Genomic DNA, 962 nt, shown 5'->3' with positions numbered 1-962 from the left:
GAGTGCGGGGCTTCCCGGCGGTTTAGCTAACCCAGTTGCGCAACACCGAAGGCAGCTTGATCTCCATTCCCAACAGTGCCATCCGGGTGGTGGAAAACCTCTCCAACGGCTGGTCACGGGTGGATCTGGGGATCATGATTGCCTATGAAAATGACCTGGAACAGGCGATACGCATCACCGAGCAGGTGGCTCTGCAGATGTACCGGGAGCCGGCTTGGCGGGAAAAAATCCTCGAGCCCCCCGAAATGCACGGTGTCGATGATCTGGGGGAGCGGGGGATCACGCTGCGCATTTGGATCAAGGTGCAGCCCCTGCAGCAGTGGAGGGTGGCGCGGGAATACCGCCGTCGCCTCAAGCACGCCTTCGATCAAGCAGGGATCCAGATTCCTTTCCCACAGCAGACCCTCTGGTTCCACAGCCCCTTGGAGATGCGCATCCAGGGTCTCAGCCCAGAGGAGACCCACCGCTTGCTGCACCTGATGGAATCGCGGCTCGAGGCTCGCCTGCGGGAAAGGGATCCCGTTGCAAACGACTTGACAAATTGACAAAATAGGCGGCTGCCGAAAGCTTCTACCCTTAGCCGCTCAGCCGGCTAGCAATTTCAACAGGGCGATCCCGCCAGCGGGCCGCAAGTCTAGTGACTACTCATCGCCGATGATTTCCGGCTCAGTCAGTTCATCCGACATTTCGATGACAGCGCGGCGAATCGGCTTCATCCAGCCATCTTCTATGTCGTCCGGATCGTCGTAGCGGCGGCGCTTGGCGCGGTTGGCCACCTGTACCGTGATGCGATAGCGATTTTTGGAAGCGTTGATCAGAGCCTCTACCCGACGCATCAGCTCGTCGTTGTCAATAGCCAGTTGATTCTTGCGGGAAGCCATCATCGCAGTCTTAAATCTTGATATCTTGTTGCCACCAGGATCCCAACGAGACTCCGTCCCGCTAACGCGAAAGGACTCCGT

2 protein-coding genes are annotated in these 962 nt (G+C 58.3%); one reads left to right on the top strand and one right to left on the bottom strand.

Annotation, left to right across the window (positions count from 1 at the left end):
• Positions 1-35: 35 nt before the first annotated feature.
• Positions 36-545: a mechanosensitive ion channel family protein gene (locus NW856_RS12685; protein WP_414400564.1), complete on the top strand. Its 510-nt coding sequence runs from the start codon at positions 36-38 to the stop codon at positions 543-545.
• A 96-nt stretch (positions 546-641) separates the two neighbouring features.
• On the opposite strand, the gene NW856_RS12680 is transcribed toward NW856_RS12685, so the two are convergent.
• The gene (locus NW856_RS12680) at positions 642-881 is read right to left on the bottom strand and encodes a DNA-directed RNA polymerase subunit omega (RefSeq protein WP_414400565.1); all 240 of its coding nucleotides are present in this window, start codon (positions 879-881) and stop codon (positions 642-644) included.
• Positions 882-962 lie beyond the last annotated feature (81 nt).

It is taken from the genome of Synechococcus sp. R3-13, assembly GCF_047462195.1.
Taxonomy (GTDB): Bacteria; Cyanobacteriota; Cyanobacteriia; order Thermostichales; family Thermostichaceae; genus Thermostichus.
This window is presented reverse-complemented; position numbering and strand designations above follow the sequence as displayed.

Bases quoted from the DNA above. Each gene is read 5' to 3' on its own strand.
- NW856_RS12680 (WP_414400565.1), bottom strand. From the start codon at position 881: ATGGCTTCCCGCAAGAATCAACTGGCTATTGACAACGACGAGCTGATG.